The following is a 15,408-nucleotide window of genomic DNA, read 5'->3' on the forward strand; positions in this document are numbered from 1 at the left end:
CGCGACGCGGCGAATCATGGCGCAACGGTCCTCAGCCCGGGGCCGGGCCCTCCGTCGCCTGCAGGTCCCCGGCGGGAAGCCGGTCGGCGCCCCAGCTCCGCTCGATGTAGCCGATGATCCGGGCGATGTCCTCGGCCTGCACCTTCTCCTTCTCCCCGTGCTCGAGCGGGTCGACGTGGAAGATGTAGAGCCGCGACGCGAACTGGTCGAACGGCAGCGACGCCTCGCCGAACCGCTCGCCGTTGCCCGCCGTGGACACCACGACGCCGTCGCCCCAGTCCTGCCCGCTGTCGTTGTTCGGGTTGTAGAAGTACACCCGCATCACGTCCTGCGGGTCCGGTGCGACGCGCAGGATCGTGATCGCGTGCCAGCCGACGTAGCGCGCGGCGCTGTCGGTCACCGCGATACCCGCAGGCTGCGGGTGGATCAGCGGCTGCCCGCCGTTGTACGACGGGTGGTAGCTCGCATGGAACTGCCGCAGGAAGTCGTCGAGGTCGATCAGGTTCCCGGTCGCGACGTCGACGTTGATGTGGAACCCGCGGGCGGCCCACCAGCCGTGGAACTCGGGGTTCACCCAGCGGTGCGGGTCCCCGGGCCGGTCGGCGCACCGGCGGCCCATCTCGGCGTAGATCCGGTCCAGGTGCGGCACGACCAGCAGCGACACCGGGTCGAGATCGACCGGCAGCGTCTGCGCGACCCCGGCCGCGCTCTCCTGCGAGGAGATCCGCTGCCCCTCGAAGTGCATGATGATCTCGTCGTCGCGGGCCGCCCAGACGACCATCTGCAGCAGGTAGTCCGGGTCGTTGTACGCCCACATCGACAGTGCCCGCGCCGACTGGCAGGTGGGGTTGTCGCCCTGCCCGACGCCCAGCGGCAGCCCGAGCATCGACAGCACACCGGCCAGCAGCCGAGCGTTCGGTGACGGCTCGTCGCCGAACGCCGCGACCAGCCGTTCCCGGGCCGCGGGCGAGAGCTCGAGCGCGATCTGCCGCCACAGCGACGGGACGATCGGCGGCTCGTGCAGAATGCCGCGGTCGAGGAGCAGGGCGAGCCCGTAGATGCACTGGGCGGTCTGCGGGGTCACCGCCTCCTCGATCAGCCGGTGCACCAGGTCCCGGTAACGGAGCAGGCAGTTCTTGCCGGTGTCGGACAGTCCGAGAGCCTCGGCGATCAGGTAGTCGCTCTCGTGCCGCAGGAACTGCAGGAGATCCGCGTGATACGGCGACACCAGCCCGGTGTCGTGCATCGCGCGGGCGAAACCGGACGCCTCGTACTGCAGGCCACCGGTGTCCATCGCCTCCAGCCGGGACCGGAAGACCTCGATCCCCGGGTCCTCCCGGCACGCCTCGGTGGTCCCGAACAGCGCCGTGATCAAGCGGTCCAGGCCCTGCCCGGCCGACAGGTCGACATCCGGGTCGCCGCGCCACACCGACAGCCGGGTGATCAGCGACTCGACCTGGTCCACCTGGATCGGGCGCTGACGCAGGATCCGCCAGATCTCCTCCACCAGCTTGTCGAGGACGACGTCGTAGCCGACCCCCTCGGCCACGTGCCGGAACAGGTCCCGGATCAGCTGCGCGGTCCGCCCCTGCCGCGTCCGCTCCGCCTCGCTGGGCGGGGTGAACAGCAGCTCCAGGTTCATCGCCAGCACCTGGGACAGGAACTCGCGCGCGTCCTCCGGGGCGAGGGTGGGGTGCACGTAGTCGCCGCAGGCGACCGCGAGCGTGCGCAGCTCGCTGGTCGCCTCCATGACCACGGTGTCCGCGTCCCCGCTGTGCAGGCCCGGCCCGACCAGGGACGGGACCAGGATCTCCGGAGTCGCCCAGTCCGTCCCGAGGAACAGGCCGGCCTCCTCCAGCTCCTGGGCCCGGGCCTGGACGCCTGCGGCGCCGCCCGGCTGCAGCAGCACCCGGCGCAGCTGTTCGAGGACCCGCCGCAACTTCGTCGTCTTGCCGAAGTCGGCGGTCCGGGCCAGGGCCCGGGTGGCGTCGTCGAGCGAGGCCAGGCGCTTGTCCAGCACCGAGTCCTCACCCGCGACGTCGGCGGTCGGTTTCACACAGCTTCCCTCGTTCAGGTCTTCCCCGTCCTCCGGTGTCCCCGCTGACGGGGGCCCTCAGACGTAGAAGTCGAGTTCTTCCTGCTTCTTCAACAGATCGCGCATCCGGTACGGATCATCGCCGAAGAAGTAGAGCAGACCCCAGTGGGTGCCGAACGCGGTCCTCTTGGTGACCGTCTCCTCCATCGGGGCCGAGAGGTCGTGCGACTCGTAGTAGTCGTCGTCCTCGGTCTCCTCCGGGATCTGCAGCTCGCTGACGACCCGGCGACGCGGGTAGACGCCGAAGCAACCCGCCACGCCCTCGGCGTCCTCGACCTCGGTCGGGAAGAAGGCGTCGATCTCCTCCTCGGTGGTCTTCGGGTCGAACGCCAGCACGAGCGCCTGGTAGGCGTTGAAGCCGTACGCCCGCTCCAGCAGCTCGAAGACCCGGAAGCCCGGCGGCCGGTACGCCACCTCGCCGAAGTACATCTCGCCGTCGGAGGTGACGAAGTACTCCGGGTGCACGAACCCGAACTCGATGTCGAAGGTCTTGATCAGCTTTTCGATCTGCGCGGTGATCTGCGGCCGGTACCGCTCGAGCTCCGGCGTCGCGGGGACGAACACCGAATACCCCAGCGTGACGTATTCGGATATGTTCAGGAACTTGATCTTCCCGTTGTGGATCCAGGCCTCGACGGCGAACTCCCACCCGTCCAGGTGGGATTCCATCAGGACCGGGAACTCCTCGTCCGGAATCGTGTCGACCTCGTCCGGCGTGCGGATGACGCGATGCCCCAGGCAACCCGCCTTGTCGAACGCCTTGAGGTGGATCGGGTCGTTCGGGTCACCGGCCAGCTTGAGCAACGTCTGGTTGACCCGCTTGAGGAAGCGGATGACGTCGTCCCGGTCGTGGGCCTCCTCGAAGATTCCCACCCGGATCCCGCCCAGCTGGGCCCGGCGCTTCATCAGCGCCTTGTCCCGCAGCAGCATCGCCTGGCCGAACAGCCTCGGGTTGTCCATCAGCACCGAGTTGATCGCGCCTGCCCACTCGACCGTCTCCTCGAACAGCGGGATCGCGACGTCGACGCCCATCTCCTGCAGCGTCTCGGCGATCTCCCCCGACCGGTCGTTGATCCGCTCGAAGTTCCACGGGACATACGGGATCTCGTGTTCGGAGCAGTACTCCTCCGCCCAGTCCGGGGCGACGACGACATATCGCCGATCGAAACGATCGAGTGCCTCGACCGCACTGAGACTCCACCCGAGGAGCGCGACATAGCCCTTTTCAGGGTTCCTGCTGACCGATTCGGGCCGGGGCATGCAACAATTCCTCCCGTTTCAGCGCATCCCATTCAATGGGGCTTCCCGCCGGACCCTACCCCGACCGCCTTTACCGGGCCGATCCTGGCGGACGTCAGCTCGGACCGGCGTGCTCCTCAGCGAGGACGACGAGCCGCCGCAGCCGGCCCGCGACGGCGTCCTTCGACATCGGCGGGTCGGCGAGCAGCCCCAGCCGGGACAGTGACAGCGTCGCGTGCTCGACCCGCAGCAGACCGGCGGCACGCAGGTGTGACGGCGCCCCGGCCCCCAGCACGTCGAGGGCCCAGCGGACCCGCGCGGTGGTCCGGTCGGCGGCCTCGGCGGCGCGGCGGGCGTTCACGGTCTCCAGCGACGCGCTCGGTGTCGACGGCACCGGCGAGGCGACGTCCGCGCAGCGGCGCAGCACGTCCGCCACGCCCTCGGCACCGGTCGCCCGCAGCAGGGTGTCCACGCTCTCCGGGTCCCGGACGACGACCCGGTGCTCGGTCGCCGTCTCGTGCCCGGCAGCCAGCACACCGAGCGCTCGGGCCGCACCGACCAACGCGAGGACGACGGCGGGCCCCGGGCAGGTCACGTGGATCCGGGCCCGTCCGGACGGCCGCACGATCCGCCCCCTGGCCAGGAGCGCCCCGCGCCACACGCCCGCCGCGACGGCCGCCCCGCCGCCGACGACGGCAGGAGGCAGACCGAGGACCGGCCGGCCCAGCCGGTCCACCAGTCCGGTCGCCCGCGCCAGGTCGGACCCGCTACCGGTCACTTTGACGAAATAGCGCAGCGGTCGCCCGCCCGCGGTGACGACGTCCGTGCGGACCGCCGCACGACCGTAGAGCTCGGTCAGCTCGCGGCACAGCCGGACGGCGAGCTCCGGAGCGGGGAACTCGGCCCGGACGACGGTGTGGCCACCGGTCGCCGTCAGGTCGCCGGCGAGCCGTAGCTGGGTGACGACGCCGGCCTGCCGGACCGCAGGGCGCTCCTCACGGACGGCGCCGAGCTCGCGGTGCAGCTCCGCGGTGATGCGCTCGGGGTCGAACACGAACCTCTCCTGCCGTGCACACGGGGCGGGGGCCACGTCTCCCGCGAGGCGGCCACGTCCCGCCGGACGGACGGGACCGGTCAGGCCACCCCGCCCGGATCGGCGTGCATGGGACACCGCGGATCGATGCAGGGGTCCTCGACGGACCCGGAGCGGTACGCGGCGTTGGCCAGTACCGAGCACAGGCAGCCACGGGCCTTCGCCCGGGCCCCGCCGGGAACCAGGTCGTCGGGCACCCCGGGTTCCGGGCGTTGCGCCGCCCGCTCGCTCGTACCGTCCGCCATGGGTCCCCCTCCGCACGCGGCACGCCCGGAGCCCTACGAGAGGCCCGTGCGCATGTACACTCAGTCACCGATTGATTGCACACCGTAGCGCATCTGCCGGTCGGCCCGGGAGGTTACCGTATACGCGGCGTAACGACTATTTCGGCTCGGCACTCACCGGGAGGGGTGCCTCGGGGTCGAGGACGAGCCCGTTCTGTCGCGCCAGGCCGTCGATCTGGGCCCAGACCAGGAGCGCGAGGTGCTCCGCGACGACCTCCCGGTCGAGGGAGCGGTGCACCAGCCACCACTCCGCGGTCGCCTGGACCGACCCGACCAGCGACTGGGCCCAGACCTGGACCAGCTCCGGCGCGTCGAACCCGAGCAGCTCGACGTAGCGGCCGAGCAGCCCGGCCAGCGCGTCGGAGATGAACGCCCGGCCGGCGTCGACGACCTCGCCGCCCTGTCCCGGCAGCCGGCGCCGGAACAGCAGGTGCACGTTCGGGGAGTCGTCGAGGAAGCCCAGGAAGGCGCTCACCGAGGCGTGGATGCGGTGCCGGACCACGCCCTCGTCGTAGATCGCGGGCATGAGCCGCTCCATCAGGCGGTTCGTCGCCCGCTCCGCCATCGCGTCGAGCAACGCCGCGCGGTCCCCGAAGTGGCGGTAGATCACCGGCTTGGTCACCCCGGCCTGGTGCGCGACCTGGTCGAGCCCGAACTCCTGACCCTCCCGGCCGAGGACCGTCAGCGCGGCGTCGACCAGCTGCTCACGGCGGCGCGCACGGTGGGCGTCCCAGCGCGCACTGCGGCCGTCGGCCGGGCGTCCCGCACGAGCGGGACGGCTGTCGGGACGGTCGGCGTCGGACACGGTCGCGATGATCCTCCATCGGCTGTCTGCGCGCGTCACGGCGAGGAACACGAACCCGGCCGGGCGCGGTCGCCAGTTGATCAGGTGCTCGTCCCCGGGACGGCGCCCGGGCGCGGAGACCGTCGCACGGATCCGGCCGGGCCGGGCGTGACAGGCTGCACCGGGACGAGGACACGAGGAGGCGCTGGTGCGACGGGTGCTCTGCCGGGAGTTCGCCGATCCGGAACGGCTGGAGATCGTCGAGGAGACGACACCACGGCCGGGTCCGGGTGAGGTGCTGGTCGAGGTGGAGGCGGCGGCGGTCAGTTTCGTCGACGGCCTGATCGCCCGCGGCGGCTACCAGGTGAGACCGCCACTGCCGTTCACCCCGGGCGGCGCGATCGCCGGGACGCTCGACGGTGCCCGGGTCGCCGCCCTGCTGCCGTCGTTCGGCGGCTTCGCCTCGCACGTGGTGCTGCCCGCCGAGGCCGTCGTGCCCGTTCCCGACGGCGTCGGCGCCGGGATCGCGGCCTCGTCGATGGAGAACTACGGGACGATGGCGTTCGCGTTCGAGCACCGGGTCGCGGTGCGGCCCGGCGAGCAGGTGGTCGTGCTCGGCGCGGGCGGCGGGATCGGGCTGGCGGCCGTCGACTGCGCCCGCGCCGCCGGTGCCCGGGTCCTCGCCGTGGCCTCCACCCCGGACAAGCGGGACGCCGCGGTGGTCGCCGGGGCGGAGCAGGCGATCGGCTACGACGACCTCAAGGACACCATCCGGGAACGGACCGGTGGCGGCGCCGACGTCGTCGTCGATCCGGTGGGCGGGCCGGTGGCCGAGTCGGCGCTGCGCGCGCTGGGGGCCGGCGGCCGGTTCTGCGTCCTGGGCTTCACCTCCGGCACGATCCCGAAGCTCCCGGCGAACATCGTGCTGCTGCGCAACCGGACGGTCGTCGGCGTCGACTGGGGCGACTGGTCCCGCACCGACCCGGCGGCCTCGCGCGCGCTCGCGGCCACGGTCCTCCAGCGGATCGCGGCCGGGGAGCTGCACCCGCCCGAGCCCATCCCGCTGCCGCTCGACGCGGCTCAGGAGGCGACCCGCCGCCACGCCGAGCGCACCGCCGTCGGGAAGCTTGTGCTCGAGCCGTAGCCCACGAGGGTAGTTCGATCTCTCGCCGAGAACGCTCCTGTGCCTCTCGTGGGCCGCCGGGACGTGCGCGACCGGGCCGGCCGCCACGAGCTGCGCCGGCCCGAGCCGTACGCCGCGCGCTCCTGGCAGAACGGGGGGCCACGCGGGCATAGTCGATGTGGTGAACGAGCCGGTGCACCCCGAGGACGTCCGGATCTCCGACGCCGACCGGCAGACGGTCGCCGACCGGCTGCGCGCCGCACACGGTGCGGGCTACCTCGACCTGTCGGAGTTCGACGCCCGGGTGGTCGAGGTGTGGCAGATGCGCACCCGTGGCGATCTGGCCAGGGTGACCCGCGATCTCCCGGCGATGCCCAAGCAGCGTCCCGCCGACGGTCTGATCTTCTCCGCGTCGTCCGGCGGTGTCGCGATGAAGGTCCTGTCGATCATCTGGCTGTGCGTGACCGCGGCGGCCGCCGCGGGCTGGACCGTGATCGCCCTGCTGACCGAGCTGTCCCCGCTGTGGTTCCTGGCGCTCGCCGCCCCGACGGGCGCGGTGCTGTTGTCACTGTGGCTGACCGGGGTGGGCCGGCCACGGCGCGGCGGCAGGTAGACCACCGCGCCGCGGCCGGCGGGCAGGTCAGCCCCCGGCCTTCTCCTGCTCGTAGCGCCTGGTCATGGTGTCCACGGCGTCGAGCTGGGTCCTGGCGTGCTGCTCCCGGGTCGAGGACGCCCGGTCCTTCGCCGCCAGCGTCCCCGCGGCCTGACCCTGGAACTCCGGCATCACGTGCCGGGCGATGAGCTCCCAGGACCGCTTCGTCGCCTCCGGGTTCGCCCACTCGTGACCGAGCAGCAGGAACGCGCCGAAGCCGCCCGACTGGTCGACGAGCTTCTGAACCTGCGCCCTGGCGTCGTCGACCGTGCCGATCGCCCCGATCCCGGCGTCGTTGATAAAGTCGATCATCTCTTTGATGTCGCCGCCCTCGACCGCCATCTGCGGGAACGCCGCCACCTTCTGGAAGTACCGGAACCAGTGCTCGATCCCGTACTCGACCTCCCGGTAGGCCTGCTCCCGGGTCTCGGCGATGTGCATCAGCCCGACCAGCCGCCACGAGCTGCGATCCGGCGCCGGCTGCCCGTGATGCGCCGCCCGCTCCTCGACCACGCTCCAGTGATGGGCCAGCGCATCGAACCCGTCCTGGGTCAGAGTCGCCCCGATCGACAACAACCCCACCCCGTGCTGGCCCGCCATCCGCGGCCCGGTCGGCGACGCCACCGCCGCCACCGCCACGTCGAAACACGGGTCGCTGTAGGGCGCCAGCTGCAACTGCGCATCGATCAGCGTGTGCGTGCGGGTCTCGGCGTTGACCACCTCACCACGCAACAACCGCATGATGATGTCGAGATTCACCGCGAGCAGCTCACGGGTGTCGGTCGGGTTCAACCCGATCATCGCCGAGTCCGTCGGCAACGACCCCGGCCCGCAGCCGAGCATCGCCCGGCCCCGGGTCAGGTGATCGAGCATCACCATCCGGTCGGCCACCCACAACGGATTGTGGTAGGAAATCGAGGTCACGCCGGTGCCGAGCTTGATCCGCCGGGTCCGCTCGGCCGCCGCGGCGATGAAGATCTCCGGCGAGGCGATGATCTCCGAACCGGCCGAGTGGTGCTCCCCGATCCAGGCCTCGTCGTAACCGAGCCGGTCCAGGTGCTCGACGAGCTCCAGGTCCCGCTGCAGCGCCAGGGTCGGATTCTGCCCCGGCTGGTGGAACGGGGCCAGGAACGTGCCGAACCGCAATCTGGTCACGGGCGTCTCCTCGTCGAGAACGGACGGCCCGCTCGATCGGGCCGCCTCCCTCCGTCGTGCCTACCTGCTGTGACCACCATCACGCAACGGCCGGACCCGATCGGGCCGCGGACCGATGAACGGCCGGTGTACAGGTGTCCGGGACGACCGGATAGGTTCGCGATCATGGGACACCGCGAGGAGCTGCTGGACGGAGCGGCGCAGTGCCTCTACGAGAAGGGGTTCGGCCGCACCACCGCGCGCGACGTCGTCGCCGCCTCGGGCACGAACCTCGCGTCGATCGGTTACCACTTCGGATCCAAGGACGCCCTGCTCACCGAGGCCCTGCTGCGTGCGACGTCCGCGTGGGGCGAAGAGCTGGACCGGGCGCTGGCCGAACCCGGCAGCACCACGGCGTCCGACCCCGAGCGGCGGGTCGAGGACACCTGGGGCCGGGTCATCGGCCTGTTCTCCACCCAGCGACGCCTGTGGGCGACCCACGTCGAGGCCCTCGCGCAGGCCGAGCGGCTGCCGGAGCTGCGGGCCAAGCTCGCCGACGCCCAGCGGGAGGTCCGCGAGGGCCTCGCCCTGACCTTCCACACGCTGCCCGACGATCCCGATGCCGCCGACCGGCGGGTGCACGTGCTCGGTGCCGTCTACCAGGCGCTGCTCACCGGCGTCATGGTGCAGTGGATGCTCGACCCGGACACCGCGCCGACCGGGATCGACGTCGCGGAGGGCCTGCGCGCGATCGCCGAGCGGGCCGACGCGTTCGTCTGAACCCGGCGTTCGTCCGAACCCACCGGTCAGTGCCGGGGCTCGACGAACCCGATGATCGTCCCGCCCCGGTCGGTCCCCGGCTCGGCGACCCGTACCGACAGCACACCCAGTGCGAGGAACCGGATGGTCACGGTTCCGCCCGCCGTCACGTCCACCGCGCGCCCCTGTTCGGGGACGAGCACGCGGCGGGCCACATCGCTGCCGACGGTGAGCACCACCGTCGTCCCGCGCGGGACGACCACGGTCGGCACGGCCTCCACCGGCGCGGTCGAGCGGAAGTCGAACCGGACCGGGGTGAGGCCGTTCGCGTCGGCCGTCGCGGCCACGGTCGGGCCGGCGGGCCCGGCTCCGGCAACCGCACCGCAACCCGTGATCGCCGGGGTAGCCACCAGCAACCCGGCGAGCAGCAGTCCGGCCGACCTTCGCATGTCCCCCATGCTGCCGGAACCCGTGGTGTGACCCCCGCCCGGTACACCCGTTCGTGGTGTTCGGGCACGATCTCCGAACGTGACCTCCCATCCCTGCGCCCCCGTGCCCGAACGGCTCTTCGACGACGAGCGTGAGCAGCGCTGGCGGTCCCGGTTCACCGCGGTCCAGATGTCGCGGCCCTCGTGGGCGCGCGACGCACCGCAGCACACGGTGTACGTCTCCAACGCGACCGGCACCTTCGAGGTGCACGTGTGGGACCGCGCCTCCGGCGAGTACCGCCAGGTCACCGATCGGCGCAACGGCACCACGTCGGCCGAGCTGCCGCCCGGTGGCGAGCAGGTGTGGTGGTTCGCCGACACCGACGGCGACGAGTTCGGGCACTGGGTCGCCCAGCCGTGGTCCGCCGGCCCGGGCGCGCCGACGGTCCCCGCCGTGCCCGGGGCCGGCGACGGCTACCCGGCCGGGCTGGAGATCGGGCGGCGGCGCACCGCGGTCGGGGTCTCCACCGACGACGGCACGACCCTGCTGGTGCACGAGCGCGGGTCCTCGGAGCAGGCGCGCGTCGTGTACCGGCACACCGAGGACGCCGGGGTCGGCGCGCTGTCCGAGGACGAGACGCTCCTGGCGATCTCGCACTCCGAGCACGGCGACTCGCGCCATCCCTCGCTGCGGGTACTCGACCTCGAGAGCGGGACCACCGTCGCCGACCTGCACGACGGCCCCGGCAAGGGGCTCGAACCGCTGGAGTTCTCGCCGGTCGCCGGTGACCAGCGACTGCTGGTCGGACACGAGCGCCGCGGCCGGGACGAGCTGCTGATCTGGGATCCGACCACCGGCGCCGTCACCGAGCTCGAGCTCGACCTGCCGGGCGATCTCGTCGCCGGCTTCTACCCGGACGCCTCGGCGCTGCTGGTCGCGCACACGCACGCCGCCCGCACCCGGCTGTACCGCTACGAGCCGGCGGGCGGGACGCTCACCGAGCTTCCGACCGCGCCCGGGTGCGTCGGCTCCGCCGAGGTCCGCGACGACGGCACCGTCGAGTACTCGAGCTCGTCGGCGGCCACCCCGTCGCAGATCCGCGCGCTGAGCCCGGACGACTCCGACGCCGTCCTGGTCGTCCCGCCCGGGGAGCGCCCGCCCGGCTCGCTGCCGGTCCGCGACGTGTGGGCCGCGGGCCCCGGCGGGGACGTGCACGCGCTGGTCACCGAGGCCCCCAGAGCCGGCGACCGGCCCGCGCCGGCGGTCTTCGTCCTGCACGGCGGCCCGCACGCCGCCGACGAGGACCGGTTCGACGCCGGGCGCGCCACCTGGTCCGACGCCGGCTTCACCGTCGTGGAGGTCAACTACCGCGGCTCGACCGGCTACGGCTCCGGCTGGCGCGACGCCATCGAGGGCCGCCCGGGCCTGACCGAGCTGGCCGACGTCGCCGCCGTCCAGGACGCACTGGTCGCCGACGGCACCGTCGACCCGGCCCGCTGCGCGGTGGACGGCTGGTCGTGGGGCGGCTACCTGGCGCTGCTGGCCGCAGGCACCCAGCCGCAGCGCTGGGCCGCCGCCGTCGCCGGGGTGCCGGTGGCCGACTACGTGGCCGCCTACGCCGACGAGATGGAGCAGCTGCGGGCCTTCGACCGGGCGCTGTTCGGCGGTTCGCCCGAGGAGCTGCCGCAGCTGTACCGGGAGGCGTCCCCGCTGACCTACGTGGACGCCGTCCGGGTGCCGGTGCTGGTCCTGGCCGGGGAGAACGACCCGCGCTGCCCCATCCGGCAGATCGACAACTACCTGGACGCGCTCGCCGCGCGCAAGGACGCCACCTACGAGGTCAGCCGGTTCGACGCCGGGCACGGCTCGCTCGTCGTCTCCGACCAGCTGGACCTGATCGCGACCGAGGTCGACTTCGTGCGACGGGCGCTGGCCGGCTGACGGGAGCGTCAGAAGCCGTCGGCCAGCTCGGGCAGGTCGGTACCGGCGTCGAGCGCGGAGCGCAGCCGGGCGGTGCGCTCCGCGTCCCACGGGCGGTCCGGGTCCGGCTCCAGGCCGGCGAGCAGTAGCCGGGCCATGCCGAACGTGACGAGCGACCAGTCCTCCGGTTCCCCGCCGGGCGAGGCCGCGACCCGGCGCCCGGCCAGCTCCGGCTGGACGAGCACCTTGATCACGAGGCCGCGCATGAGGGCGTTGCCCAGGTGGGCGAGGTCCTCGAGCGCCGGACCGGGCCGCAACCGCAGGCCGAGCAGCCGGGCGATGGCCTCCTGGTTGCGGACGATCCCGTCGGTCAACCGGCTCTCGGACGCCGCCAGCGCCGTGCCGACCTCGTCGCGCAGCCCGCTCTCCTCCATCCCGGCCAACGTCGCGGTCAGCGCCAGGTAGGTCCGCCACCCGGGGGCCTCGAGAACCCGCCGGAAGTCCGCGTCGACCGCCTCCCGGAGCACCTCGGCCGCGATGCGCATCCGGCCGTCCGCGGTGGCCAGGTCGTCGATCCGCTCGCCGAGGATCCGGCGGAGCGTCCCGCTCGCCTCCTCGATCCCGGTCGCGGCCATCGGCGCCTGCCCGCGGGCGAGCTCCAGCAGGAGATCACCGAGGAACTCCCCCTTCGACGGCCACCGCCGGTAGACCGCGCTGCGGGCGACACCGGCCTCCCGGATCACGTCCTCGAGCCGGAGGTGGTCGAGGCTCACGGTCAGCCCGAGCTCGGCGACCGCGGCCGCCGCGGTCTCGAGCATCAGCCGTTCGGTCTCGGCGTCGGACAGCCGTCGTCGCCGGGGACGCCCCGGTCCCGCACCGAGCACCGACCCCCGGCTCCCCGGCTCCCGCATCCGGGAAGCACCCGGAGACATCTCCGGGTCGCCCGGCTCCGAATCCACTGGCATCGGTCACCTCCGTTGAGACACGATGTCCCAAGTTTCAGACACTATGTCCGAAGCTGGAAGCCATGCTACGACCAGGGGGAACACCATGACCGCTCGCACCACCGGACGACCCGCCGCACCGCCGCTGCTGCAGGCCGGTCTCGCGGCGACCGCGCTGACGGCGGTCGCCGTCGTCGTCGACCAGGCCGTGATCGGTTCGATCCGGGACCGGGTCACCGCCGTGTACGCCGGCCATCCCGGACTCGACGCCGGCGACGCCGAGTCGTTCGTGGTCACCATCCTGCTGACGACCGTTGTCCTCGGCACCCTCGGCTGGCTCGTCGCCCTGCTCGGTTCCCGCCGCCGGACCCGCTGGGCGGCTCCGGTCGGCACCGCTCTGTGGGTGCTCGGCCTGGGCGTCGCGGTGACCCTGATGACCGTCACCGAGTACGGCGGCACGCTCGTACCGGCCTGGCTGGGCCTGCTCGGCCTGCTCCCGTCGCTGGTGGGGCTGGCCGCGACCGTGTCGCTGTGGCGGGACCGGCGGGCCTGAACCCGCTCAGCGCCCGAGCAGCGGCAACACGTTCTCCGGTGGCCTGCCCAGCACGGCCCGGTCCCCGGAGCGCACGAGCGGGCGCTCGATCAGCGTCGGGTCGGCGGCCAGGGCGTCGAGCAGGGTGTCCCGGTCGGCGCCCTTCAGGCCTTGCTCCCGGAAGGCGGACTCGCCGGTGCGGGTCAGCGTGAGCGGGTCCTCGGTGCCGAGCTCGGTGAGCACGACCTCGAGCTCGGCCCGGGACGGCGGGTCGTCCAGGTACCGGCGCACCGTCGGCTCGACGCCGTGCTCCTGCAACAGGGCGAGGGTGGCGCGGCTCTTGGAGCAGCGCGGGTTGTGCCAGATCTCCACGCGGGGAGCCTACGGCTCGCGGGTGGTCATCGCGGCCGGGACCGCGATGACCACCCGCGCCGAGGTCAGTCGAACCGGCCTCCGCCCTTGACGGACTCGTTCTTCGCCAGCTCGGCCTTGATCGCGGCCTCGATCCGGTCGCCGATGGCCTTGTCGATGTTCTTCCAGTACTGGTAGACGCGCTCGCGGATGTCGTCGGACTGCACGCCCGAGGCCGCACCCGCCACGTTGCCGACGAGCCGCTCGCGCTCCTCGTCGTTCATCACCTGGTTGATGAGGGTGTTGGCCTGGCCGTAGTCGTCGTCCTCGGCGCGCAGCGTGTAGGCCTGCTGCACCATGTCGCCGTCGACGGCGAAGTAGTTCGAGTAGACGGCACGGCTCGGGTCGGCCTTCGGGCCGCCCTGCGAGTTCGGCGCGTACACCGGGTCGCTGACGTTCTCGACCCGCATACCACCGTCCTTCGAGTAGCTGTGGACGGGCACCTTCGGCCGGTTGACCGGGATCATCTGGTAGTTCACGCCGAGCCGGGCACGGTGCGCGTCGGCGTAGGAGAACCCGCGGCCCAGCAGCATCTTGTCCGGCGAGAGGCCGGTGCCGGGCACCAGGTTGTTCGGCTGGAACGCCGCCTGCTCCATCTCCGTGTGGAAGTCGGTGACGTTGCGGTTCAGCTCCATCTTCCCGACCTCGATGAGCGGGTAGTCGGCGTGCGGCCACACCTTGGTGAGGTCGAACGGGTTGTACCGGTAGGTCTTCGCGTCCTCGAACGGCATGACCTGCACCTTCAGCGTCCAGGTCGGGAACTCACGGCGCTCGATCGCGTCGTACAGGTCGCGCTGGTGGGCGTCGCCGTCCTCGCCCGCGAGGTGGTCGGCCTCGGCCTGGGTGAGGCACTCGACGCCCTGGTCGGTCTTGAAGTGGTACTTCACCCAGAACTGCTCGCCGGAGGCGTTCACCCAGGAGTAGGTGTGGCTGGAGTAGCCGTTCATGTGCCGCCAGGTCTTCGGGATCCCGCGGTCGCCCATCAGCCAGGACACCTGGTGTGCCGACTCCGGCGAGAGGGTCCAGAAGTCCCACTGCATGTCGGCGTCGCGCAGGTTGTTGCGCGCCAGCCGCTTCTGGGAGCGGATGAAGTGCTGGAACTTCATGGGGTCGCGGATGAAGAACACCGGGGTGTTGTTGCCGACGAGGTCGAAGTTGCCCTCGGAGGTGTAGAACTTCAGCGCGAAGCCGCGGGGGTCGCGCCAGGTGTCGGGGCTGCCCCGCTCGCCCGCGACGGTGGAGAACCGCGCCATCATCTCGGTCTCGGCGCCGGGCTGGAACATCGCGGCCCGGGTGTAGGCGCTGACGTCGCCGGTGACCCGGAACGTCCCGAACGCGCCGCCGCCCTTCGCGTGCGGCTGGCGCTCCGGGATGCGCTCCCGGTTGAACTGCGCCATCTGCTCGATCAGGTAGTTGTCGTTGAGCAGGATGGGGCCGTCCGGGCCGATGGTCAGCGAGTGCTCGTCGCTGACGACCGGGCTGCCGGAATCAGTGGTGGTCGGCTGGGGCTGCGAGCTCGTCACTGCCGTGCCTCCTCGTGGTGGGTTGTTGCGGTCACTCCGCCGTTGCGGCAGCCGGGACACTGCCCCCAGAAGACGACCTCGGCCTCGTCGACGACGAAGCCGGCGACGTCGTCCGGGGTCAGGCACGGACCGGCGCCGGCGACACAGTCGACGTCGACGGTCCGGCCGCACGCCCGGCAGACCAGGTGGTGATGGTTGTCCCCGGCCCGGGTCTCGAACCGGGCCGGCGAGTCCGCCGGCACGATCCGCCGGACCAGCCCGGCGTCGGTGCAGGCCGTCAGGACGTTGTAGACGGTCTGGGTCGACACCGAGTCGAGACGGGCACGGACCAGCGTGGCCACCGTGTCGGCGGTGGCGTGGGGATGGCCCGCCAGCACCTCGAGCACGGCGACCCGCGGGGCGGTGACCCGCAGGCCGACCTCCCGCAACCGATCCGCCGTGGTGCTGCTCCGATGCTCCATCCCCGACGGGGTTCCCCGGTTTTCT

Annotated in this window: 16 protein-coding genes; 5 read left to right on the top strand and 11 right to left on the bottom strand. The window is 72.2% G+C overall.

What is annotated here, in order from left to right; all coding sequences use genetic code 11:
- Positions 1-31: 31 nt before the first annotated feature.
- The 5 genes from JOF36_RS00650 to JOF36_RS00670 form a co-directional block, all read right to left on the bottom strand.
- A complete protein-coding gene (locus tag JOF36_RS00650) occupies positions 32-2,056 on the bottom strand; it encodes a hypothetical protein (RefSeq protein WP_210024492.1) in 2,025 nt (674 codons plus the stop codon).
- A 57-nt stretch (positions 2,057-2,113) separates the two neighbouring features.
- The gene (locus tag JOF36_RS00655; protein WP_210024493.1) at positions 2,114-3,355 is read right to left on the bottom strand and encodes an ATP-grasp domain-containing protein; all 1,242 of its coding nucleotides are present in this window, start codon (positions 3,353-3,355) and stop codon (positions 2,114-2,116) included.
- A 94-nt stretch (positions 3,356-3,449) separates the two neighbouring features.
- On the bottom strand, positions 3,450-4,388 hold the full coding sequence (gene whiA, locus JOF36_RS00660) for a DNA-binding protein WhiA (RefSeq protein WP_210024494.1): 939 nt from the start codon (positions 4,386-4,388) through the stop codon (positions 3,450-3,452).
- Between the two features lie 80 nt (positions 4,389-4,468).
- A complete protein-coding gene (locus tag JOF36_RS00665; protein WP_210024495.1) occupies positions 4,469-4,672 on the bottom strand; it encodes a hypothetical protein in 204 nt (67 codons plus the stop codon).
- A 136-nt stretch (positions 4,673-4,808) separates the two neighbouring features.
- Positions 4,809-5,516: a TetR/AcrR family transcriptional regulator gene (locus JOF36_RS00670; RefSeq protein ID WP_210024496.1), complete on the bottom strand. Its 708-nt coding sequence runs from the start codon at positions 5,514-5,516 to the stop codon at positions 4,809-4,811.
- A gap of 187 nt (positions 5,517-5,703) precedes the next feature.
- Here JOF36_RS00670 and JOF36_RS00675 point away from each other — a divergent pair, with 187 nt between their 5' ends.
- A complete protein-coding gene (locus tag JOF36_RS00675) occupies positions 5,704-6,639 on the top strand; it encodes a zinc-binding dehydrogenase (RefSeq protein WP_307862153.1) in 936 nt (311 codons plus the stop codon).
- A 160-nt stretch (positions 6,640-6,799) separates the two neighbouring features.
- Positions 6,800-7,231, top strand: a complete 432-nt coding sequence (locus JOF36_RS00680; RefSeq protein ID WP_210024497.1) for a DUF1707 SHOCT-like domain-containing protein — start codon at positions 6,800-6,802, stop codon at positions 7,229-7,231.
- Positions 7,232-7,258: 27 nt separating this feature from the next.
- On the opposite strand, the gene JOF36_RS00685 is transcribed toward JOF36_RS00680, so the two are convergent.
- Positions 7,259-8,425 (bottom strand): LLM class flavin-dependent oxidoreductase, encoded by a 1,167-nt coding sequence (locus tag JOF36_RS00685; RefSeq protein ID WP_210024498.1) that lies wholly within the window; start codon positions 8,423-8,425, stop codon positions 7,259-7,261.
- A 165-nt stretch (positions 8,426-8,590) separates the two neighbouring features.
- Here JOF36_RS00685 and JOF36_RS00690 point away from each other — a divergent pair, with 165 nt between their 5' ends.
- Complete coding sequence (locus JOF36_RS00690) at positions 8,591-9,184, top strand: TetR/AcrR family transcriptional regulator (protein WP_210024499.1); 594 nt, start codon at positions 8,591-8,593, stop codon at positions 9,182-9,184.
- A 26-nt stretch (positions 9,185-9,210) separates the two neighbouring features.
- Here the strand turns inward: JOF36_RS00690 and JOF36_RS00695 are convergent, their stop codons facing one another.
- The gene (locus tag JOF36_RS00695; RefSeq protein ID WP_210024500.1) at positions 9,211-9,612 is read right to left on the bottom strand and encodes a hypothetical protein; all 402 of its coding nucleotides are present in this window, start codon (positions 9,610-9,612) and stop codon (positions 9,211-9,213) included.
- 79 nt (positions 9,613-9,691) lie between these two features.
- On the opposite strand from JOF36_RS00695, the gene JOF36_RS00700 reads away from it, so the two are divergent.
- Positions 9,692-11,533: a prolyl oligopeptidase family serine peptidase gene (locus tag JOF36_RS00700; RefSeq protein WP_210024501.1), complete on the top strand. Its 1,842-nt coding sequence runs from the start codon at positions 9,692-9,694 to the stop codon at positions 11,531-11,533.
- Positions 11,534-11,541: 8 nt separating this feature from the next.
- Here JOF36_RS00700 and JOF36_RS00705 read toward each other — a convergent pair whose 3' ends face one another.
- Positions 11,542-12,477 carry a TetR/AcrR family transcriptional regulator gene (locus JOF36_RS00705; RefSeq protein ID WP_245350595.1) on the bottom strand — a complete coding sequence of 312 codons (936 nt, stop codon included), beginning with the start codon at positions 12,475-12,477 and terminating at the stop codon, positions 11,542-11,544.
- Between the two features lie 85 nt (positions 12,478-12,562).
- Between JOF36_RS00705 and JOF36_RS00710 the strand changes: the two genes are divergently transcribed.
- Entirely contained in the window at positions 12,563-13,009 is a 447-nt protein-coding gene (locus JOF36_RS00710) for a hypothetical protein (protein WP_210024502.1), read from the top strand.
- Between the two features lie 6 nt (positions 13,010-13,015).
- On the opposite strand, the gene arsC is transcribed toward JOF36_RS00710, so the two are convergent.
- From arsC to JOF36_RS00725, 3 genes are all read right to left on the bottom strand, one after another.
- A complete protein-coding gene (gene arsC / locus JOF36_RS00715) occupies positions 13,016-13,360 on the bottom strand; it encodes an arsenate reductase (glutaredoxin) (protein ID WP_210024503.1) in 345 nt (114 codons plus the stop codon).
- Positions 13,361-13,425: 65 nt separating this feature from the next.
- Positions 13,426-14,922, bottom strand: coding sequence for a catalase (locus JOF36_RS00720; protein ID WP_210024504.1), 1,497 nt, complete (start codon positions 14,920-14,922; stop codon positions 13,426-13,428).
- Entirely contained in the window at positions 14,919-15,383 is a 465-nt protein-coding gene (locus JOF36_RS00725; protein WP_210024505.1) for a Fur family transcriptional regulator, read from the bottom strand. The genes JOF36_RS00720 and JOF36_RS00725 overlap by 4 nt, the downstream gene beginning before the upstream one ends.
- Positions 15,384-15,408 lie beyond the last annotated feature (25 nt).

Source organism: Pseudonocardia parietis (assembly GCF_017876315.1).
Taxonomy (GTDB): Bacteria; Actinomycetota; Actinomycetes; order Mycobacteriales; family Pseudonocardiaceae; genus Pseudonocardia; species Pseudonocardia parietis.